Source organism: Plantactinospora alkalitolerans (assembly GCF_015690345.1).
In the GTDB taxonomy this organism is placed as follows: Bacteria; Actinomycetota; Actinomycetes; order Mycobacteriales; family Micromonosporaceae; genus Plantactinospora; species Plantactinospora alkalitolerans.
The window spans coordinates 1-8,145 of record NZ_JADPUN010000355.1 but is presented as its reverse complement, the minus strand read 5'-3'; the positions used below and the strand labels follow the sequence as shown (position 1 = coordinate 8,145).

At 74.9% G+C, this 8,145-nt stretch carries 3 protein-coding genes and 1 pseudogene; 3 read left to right on the top strand and 1 reads right to left on the bottom strand.

Features of this window, described 5'->3' with window-relative positions:
- Window positions 1-1,219, top strand: a pseudogene (locus I0C86_RS37290) (hypothetical protein); the annotation flags it as partial.
- Between the two features lie 55 nt (window positions 1,220-1,274).
- Here I0C86_RS37290 and I0C86_RS37285 read toward each other — a convergent pair.
- Entirely contained in the window at window positions 1,275-2,450 is a 1,176-nt protein-coding gene (locus I0C86_RS37285) for a glycosyltransferase family 4 protein (protein WP_196206022.1), read from the bottom strand.
- 100 nt (window positions 2,451-2,550) lie between these two features.
- Between I0C86_RS37285 and I0C86_RS37280 the strand changes: the two genes are divergently transcribed.
- The gene (locus tag I0C86_RS37280) at window positions 2,551-4,254 is read left to right on the top strand and encodes a substrate-binding domain-containing protein (protein WP_196206021.1); all 1,704 of its coding nucleotides are present in this window, start codon (window positions 2,551-2,553) and stop codon (window positions 4,252-4,254) included.
- Window positions 4,251-8,145, top strand: a 3,895-nt coding sequence (locus I0C86_RS37275) for an alpha-(1->3)-arabinofuranosyltransferase (RefSeq protein WP_196206020.1), incomplete at its 3' end; no start/stop codon positions are given. The genes I0C86_RS37280 and I0C86_RS37275, both read left to right, overlap by 4 nt.

The window sequence follows — 8,145 nt, the reverse complement described above, 5'->3', positions numbered from 1 at the left end:
GAGGGCGACGGCGGTCGCCGCGCTCAACGCGCCCTGGCTCGTCGCGGCCGCGACGAGCGCCGCCGACGGCCGATCGGACCCGGAAGGTGTCGCCGCGTTCGCCGCGCGGTCCGCGAACTGGGGCGGCGCGTGGACCGCGCTGGCCGGCACCGGCGGGATCTGGAACGCGCAGACCGTTCCCGTCAGCCGGGCCTCGCCGCTCGTGCCGGTCGCGACGCTGGTGCTGCTCGCGGTGGCCGTGGTGGGGGTGCGGGAACTGCGCCGGCGGTGGCCGGGCGGCGCCGGCCGGGTGGGGTTGCTCGCGGCCGGCGCGTTCCTGCTCGCCGCAGCGGGCACCGCGCCCGGCGCGCCGGTCCTGGAACGGCTCATCGAGACGGTTCCGGGCGCCGGACTGCTGCGCGACGGCCAGAAGTTCCTGATCCCGTACGCGGTCCTGCTGGCGCTGGGGGTGGCCCTCGGCGCCGAGGTACTGGCCGGCAGGCTGGCCCGCCGCCTCGACGCCGGTGCCGGCCGGGTCGTGCTGGTCGCGGCCGCGCTGCTGCCGGTGGCGGTCCTGCCCGATCTGGCCTTCGGCGCCGCCGGGCAGCTTCGGCCGGTGGCCTACCCGGCCGACTGGGACGCGGTGGCGGCGCGGGTCGCCGCCACGCCCGGCGAGGTGCTCTCGCTACCGTTCGAGGGCTACCAGCGGTACGACTGGGCGCGCGGGATCGTGGTCCGCGACCCGGCGCCGCGCTACCTGGAATCGCCGGTGCTGATGAACGACGCGCTGCGGGTCGGCGACGTGACGGTCGACGGCGAGAATCCCCGGGCGGCGCGGGTCCGTGCCGTACTCGACGCCGACGGCCCGCTCGCCGGGCTGGGGGTCCGGTGGGTGCTGGTCCGGCGCGAACCCGGGGTCGAGCAGTCCGCGACGGCTCTCGCCGGACTGCGTCCGGTCTTCACCGGCCCGCACCTCGAACTGTGGGAGAACCCGGCCGCCGTTCCGCCGCCGCCCGCCGGCCGGCGCTGGCCCGCGGCAGCCGCGCACCTGCTCGGCGCGGCGGTCGTGGTTTTCGCTCTCCTGGCGCTGCTGCTCAATCGGCGAAGATCGTGGTACAGTCCGCGAAATTACGAACCCGGGGAGGTAGAGCTATGGCCAAGCTGGCCACGTTCGCCGTCGCTGCCGTCCTCGGCGCGGCGCTCGGATTCATCAGTCTTCTCGCGACGGTCGGAGCCGTGAGTCCGTCGGCCGACCACGTCGCCGAGCAGACCACCGACACCGGTGTCACCAAGGTCTACGGCACCCGCTGATCCGCTAGCCGCGACGGAGTTGCCGGCAACTGCCCGGCAACCACGTCCGCGAATGCCGCCCCCGACACCGACCAGGTGAAGCGCCGCGCATAGGCCGTGGCCGCCGCGCCCATCTCCGCGCGCCGGTCCGGATCCAACAGCAACGCCCGGACCGCCTGGAAGAACTGGAACTCGTCGTCCACCAGCATGCCGGTCTGCCCGTCGGCCATCGCCTCGACGACGCCGCCGGCGGCGCGGAACGCGACGGACGGGGTACCCCGGGCGCCGGCCTCCACGATGGTCAGTCCCCAGCCCTCCTTGAGCGACGGCACCAGCGACACCCACGAGCGGCACAGCAGTTCGTGCTTGCGCCCCTCCGGGACGAACCCGGTGAACCGGACGCGCTCGGCGATATCGAGGTCGGCCGTGAGCTTCCGCAGCGGCTCGTCCCACCAGCCCTGGCCGGCCACCACCAGTTCGAGCCCGGGCAGCTCCGCAGCGAGCAGGGCGGTGGCGCGCAGCGCCAGCTCCACCCGCTTGTGCGGAACGAGCCGGCCGAGCACCACCAGGCTCGGATGGGCGGTACGCGGCACCGGTGGGCCGACGACGTCCGGCGTTCCGTTGTGGACGACCGCGATGCGGCCCGGGTCCACGCCGAGCCCGGCCAGTTCACGGCGGGTCGACTCGGACACGGTGACGTACTGGCAGGTCCGGTAGACCCGGACCGCCAGTCGCGACTCGATCCACCAGCCGATCCGGGCCACCCGTGGGCCGAACACCACCGGCCACTGCTCACGGTGTACGTGGTGGACCAGCGCGATGACCGGGCGGCGGGCGTAGACCCGGCTCAGGAACGGCATGCCGTTGCACACGTCGACGATCACGTCCGGCCGGCCGAGCCGCCGACGGGCGAGCGGGCCGATGCCGAGGGCGCCCGCCAGATAGACCAGGGCGGCGTACAGGTAGACGGTGTGGCGGCCGCCGTGACGCAGGATGTGCACGCCCTCGGCCATCGTCTCGAGGGCGGGGCCGTTCTCGTGCGACTGGCAGAACAGGGTCACCCGGTAGCCGCGCGCGGCCAACTCGGCCGCGACCCGTTCGAGGAAGACCTCCGAACCGCCGCCCTCCGGATGGCGGGTGTCCCGCCAGCTCAGGAAGAGGACGTGCGGACCAGCGGTCATGGCCTACTCATCCACCCCTACTTGCGAGTACGGTTCGCGGTTGCGTCACACTAGGGCGCTCTGCAGAGATCCGCAACGGTGACGTCGCTGAGGAGGACGCGTGGCGAACGGCGGCCTGCGGACCCGGCCGGAGTTCTGGCCGGTCCTGCTACTGAGCGGCGCGCTGGTCGCGGTGCTCGGGGGTTGGGGTGCGAGCAACTATCTGGAGCGGACCCGGCAGGAACCGCCCTGTACGCGCCGGACCGCGCTCCGGATCGCGGTGGCGCCGAGCGTCGAACCGCCCGCCCGACAGGTCGCGCGCGACCTGGTCGCCCGGGAACGCTGCCTCGACGTCCTGGTGGAGGCGCGCGAGTCTGCGGACGTGCTGCGTGACCTGACGTCCCGGGCGGCCGACGGCGCCGCAACCGGCACGGTGCCCAGCACGGCTGCGGCGACGGCCGCCGCTCCACCCGACGCCTGGTTGCCGGAGTCGACCCTGTGGCTGCGCCGGGCCCGCGCCGCCGGCGCCTTCGAGGTGCCGGCGGAGGGCGTCTCCGTGGCGAGCACCCCGGTCGTGCTGTCGCTCGACGAGCGGTCGCACGCGCGGCTGCGCCGCGACCGCGCCCTCGGCTGGAACGCACTGGTCGCCGCCGAACGACCACCGCTGCCCGTCGCGCTGCCCGACCCGACGGCCAGCCCGCTCGGCTTCGGCGCGCTGGTGGCCGTCCGGGCGCTCGCCGACACCGCCCAACCGTCCAACGGCGCGGCCGGCGCGGCGGCGATCATGCGTCGGCTGGCGGCCCGCACCGTGCCGTTCCCCGGTGCGGCCCCCGTACCCACCGGCCCCGGTGCGGCCGAATCCGCGGTCGTCAGCACCGAGCAGGACGTCCTCCTGACCGCCGCCGCTGGCGGTACCCGGCAGGTCGCCGTCTACCCGCCGAACCCGGTGCCCGGCCCGGACTACCCGTTCGCGATCCTCACGGCCGACGCGCCCCGCGAGGGTGCCGCCGCCTTCCTGCGCGGGATGCTCGCCGCCGAGGGCGCGGCGGCGGTGACCGGCCACGGCCTGCGTACCCCGAGCGGCGGACCACCGGCCAGCATCACCGAGGGCAGCGGGATCCGCGCCGGGGCGTACCCGCCGCCGCCCCTTCCCGCCGAGGCGGACGCGACCGCACTGATCAACGCGTGGGGCGGGGTCCACATCAGCGCCCGGATGCTCGCGGTCCTGGACGTCTCCGGCTCGATGGCCGCGCGGTTGCCGGGTTCGGCGCAGACCCGGATCTCCGCCACGATCAAGGCAGCCAAGGGCGGCGCGGAGCTGCTCCTGGGCACGACCGAGCTCGGCGTCTGGGAGTTCTCCACCGACCTGGACGGCGAGCGTGACTACCGCGAGGTGGTACCGGTGGGTCCGGTCGGCCCGCGCCGCGCGGAGATCGCGAAGGCGCTCGACGGGGTACGCGTCAAGCCGAACGGCGCGACCGGGCTCTACGACACCACTCTCGCCGCATACCGCGACGCGACCCGGAACTGGACCGCTGGACGGATCAACATGGTGCTGGTCCTGACCGACGGCACGGACGACAACGCCAGCGGGATCAGCCGCGCGAAGCTGCTGGACGAGTTGGCCGGGCTGCGCGACAAGCGCCGACCGGTGCCGATCCTGTTCATCGGCGTCGGTTCGGAGATCGATTCGGACGAACTTCGGCAGATCGCCCGCGCCACGGGCGGCCGGGTCGCTCTGACCCCACGACCGTCCGGCATCCAGCAGATCTTCTTCTCCGCGCTGGCCGAGTTCAGCTGCCTGCCGCCGAAGTGCCGCCGATGACCGCCACCACGCGGGACCGCGTTCCCGGGCCGACCGCAGCTCCGCCGGCAAACGCGACCGGCGGCGCCGATGCGGTGGGTCGTCGCCGGTCGCGTCTCGCCACCTCGGCGGGCGCGCTCCTCCTCGTGGTGCTCGCCGTGTTGCAGCGCCCCGGCCGGACCACCTTCGACAACAAGCTGGACCTGGCCGTCGACCCGATCGGGTTCATGGCCCGGGCGCTGCATCTGTGGAACCCGGAGGCGGCCTCGGGGGAGTTGCAGCAGCAGGCGTACGGCTACCTGTTTCCGACGGGCCCGTTCTTCGCCGCCGGTGACCTGCTCGGCGTGCCCCCGTGGGTGACCCAGCGAGCCTGGAGCGCGCTCCTGCTCTGCGCCGGATACCTCGGCGTGGTGCTGCTCGCCCGGGCGCTGCGGATCGGCACGGAGCCGGGGCGGCTGCTGGCCGGGCTGGCCTACGCGCTCGCACCCCGGATGCTGACCGAGATCGGCCCGCTCTCCGCGGAGATGCTGCCGGTGGTCGCACTGCCGTGGGTGCTGCTGCCGCTGGTGGCGGTGCGCCGCATCGGCTCGCCCCGGCGCGCGGCTGCCCTCTCCGGGCTGGCCGTGCTCTTCATGGGCGGGGTCAACGCCGCTGCCACCGTGATGGCGCTGGTGCTGCCCGTCCTCTGGCTGGCGACCCGACGTTGGGACCGGCGCCTGGCGGTGCTCGGCGCCTGGTGGTGCGTGTTCGTGGCGGGCGCGACCCTCTGGTGGATAGTGCCGCTGCTGCTCTTCGGGCAGTACAGCCTGCCGTTCCTGGACTACATCGAGTCGTCGGCGACGACCACCGCGGTGACCTCGCTCTTCCAGGCCGTACGCGGCACCAACCAGTGGGTCGGCTACGTCGTCCAGGGTGAACCGTGGTGGCCGGCCGGCTGGGCGCTGATCGACAATCCCGTACTGATGGCCGCGACCGCGCTGGTCGCGCTGGTCGGCCTGGTGGGGCTCGCACTGCGCGGCCTGCCCGAGCGCCGGTTCCTCGTCCTCGGCATGCTGACCGGGCTGACCCTGCTGACCATCGGCTACCTCGGCACGCTGGACAGCCCGCTCGCCCCGTTCGTCCGCGACCTGCTCGACGGGCCACTCGCACCGCTGCGCAACGTGCACAAGTTCGAGCCGGTGCTGCGGCTGCCGCTGCTGCTCGGCCTCGCCCACGCGGCCAGCCGCCGGATCGCCCGACGCCCGGTACGGATCAACGCGGCGCCGGTCGTGGCGGCCCTGCTGCTCGTCGCGTCCGCGCCCGCGTGGTTGCTTCTGCTGCGGCCCGGTCCGGGCTGGACGGACCTGCCCGTCCACTGGCGGCAGGCGGCCGGCTGGCTCGCCGCATCGGATGCGCAGGCCCGTACGCTGGTCGTCCCCGGATCCGGGTTCGCACAGCACACCTGGGGCCGGACGGTCGACGAGCCGATCCAGCCGCTGGCCGGGGCCCCCTGGGCGACCCGGCACCAGATCCCGCTCGGCTCCGAGGGCAACATCCGGGTGATGGACACCGTCGAAGCGGTCCTGGCGCAGGGCCGTGGCTCACCGGCGCTCGCCGACTTCCTCGCCCGGTCCGGCTACCGCTACCTGCTGGTCCGGCACGACATCGACCGGGCGGCCAGCGGCGCACCGCCGATCGCGGTAATCCGGCAGGCGATCGAGAACTCTCCGGGGCTGCGCCGGGCCGCGTCGTTCGGCCCGGCGGTGGGCGTCGACGATCCGCAACGCAGCCCGGTCGACGCGGCCGAGTCCGTACCGGCGATCGAGATCTTCGCGGTTGACCGCGCGGTCCCCACCGTGTCGGCGTCGGCCCGCGCCGACGTTCCGGTGGTCAGCGGCGGTCCGGAGTCGCTGCTCGGGGTGATCGAGCAGGGTCTGCTCGACCCGCGGCAGCCGGTGCTGCTGACCGGCGACGCGGGGCCCGCAGACGCGACCGGCCCCCGGATCGTCACCGACGGGCTGCGTCGACGCGAGCTGAACGTCGGCCGGATGCGCGACAACGTCAGCCACACCCTGACCGCCGACGAGGCGACCCGGCAGGGACGGCTCCGCAGCGACCTGCTCCCGTTCGCCGCCGCCGGGCATCAGACCGTCGCCGCCTATGAGGGCATCCGTTCGGTGGACGCCTCCAGCGGCGCCAGCTTCGCCGACTCGCTCGGCCGTACCGAGCCGTCCTACCTCCCGTTCGCGGCGCTCGACGGCGACCCCGGCACCGCCTGGCGCTCCGACCCGCTCGAACCCGCCCCGGGCCAGTGGCTGGAGGTAACCCTCGACACGCCACGTCGGGTCACCGAGGTGACCGTGGACTTCTCCGACGACCTGCGGGCGGCGTTCCCGGTCGGGCTGGTACGGGTCAGCACCGACCAGGGCGCCGTCGACCGGACACTGCCCGACACCCCCGGGCCGCACCGGCTCGAAACGCTTCCCGGCCTGACCACGACCGTACGGGTCACGGTGCTCGCCCTTCGCCAGGGCTACAGCGGCGGCGCGGTGGCGCTGCGCGAACTCGGCGTTCCGGGTCTGACGGCCCGCCGTGCGCTGCGCGCTCCGGCGGACCTGCGCGGGGGCCCGCCACCGGCGTACGCGTTCAGTCGCGCCCCGCAGGAGCGCGGCGCCTGCTTCACCGGCTCGGACGGACTCCGCTGCGACCAGTTCCTGGCCCGGCCGGGCGAGGAGCCGCTGGGCGTGGACCGGTTCTTCGCGACGCCGGTGGACGCGACGTACACCCTGAACCTGACCGCGCGACCCCGCCCGGACGGTCCGATGCCGGTGCGGCGCCCGGTGACCGCGTCGGCGTCGTCGGTGCTCGCCGGGGACGTCGCGGTCGGGGCCGACGCGGCGGTGGACGGCGATCCGGCCACGGCGTGGCTCGCGGAGCCGGTCGACGACCTGCCGACGCTGCGCCTGCGCTGGAAGCAGCCTCGGACGATCGACCGGGTACGACTTGTCGCGCCGACGGCGCCGGTCTCCGCCGTGCCCCGGCAGGTCGCGCTGCGCACCCGGTCCGGTTCGACAAACGCACCGGTCGGCGCGGACGGCTGGATCCGGTTCCCGAAGCTGAGGACCGACCGGCTCGACATCACGGTGACCGCGTACGACGGCGTGGTGGCCGACCCGCGCGGCAACGCGTGGCCGGCGCCGGTCGGCGTCGCCGAGGTCCAGGTCCCCGCGCTCGCCGACCTCCTGGCGCCGACCGATGCCGAACCGCCGGTCGCGGCGTCGTGCGGCGCGGGGCCGGAAGTGACGCTCGACGGTGTCGAGTACCCGACCTCGGTCTCCGGCACCCTCGCCGACCTGCGTGCCGGCCGGTCGCTGGCGGTGACGGTGTGCGACGAGTTCGCGAGCGAGGGGGTGCAGCTCCCGGCGGGTGAGCATCGCCTGCGCACGGTCCCGTCGGCCGCGTTCGTCGTGGACTCGGCCACGCTCGTGCCGGACGGCACCGGCCCGGCGGCGCCCACCCGGTCGCGCGACGTGCGGGTCGACCGGTGGAGAACCACCGAACGGACGGTCACGATCGGCGCGGGCGAGGCGGCGCTGCTCGTCGTGCCGGAGAACTTCAATGCCGGCTGGACCGCCACGCTGGGCGGCCAGCGGCTGCGGGCCGAACGGGTCGACGGTTGGCAACAGGCGTTCGAGGTGCCGGCCGGCACCGGTGGCACCGTGACGCTCAGCTTCGCCCCGGACCGGCCCTACCGGGTCGGGTTGGCGGCGGGCGCCGCCGCCGTGCTCCTCGTCGGACTCGCCGCGCTGCTGCCGGCCCGACGTCGCCGACCGGCCGGCGGCCCGGCGACGGACCGGCCTTCGGGCGTCGGCGGGTGGTGGATCGTGGTGCCGCTGGTGGGGCTCGGGGTCGCCCTCGGCGGCGCGGCCGCGG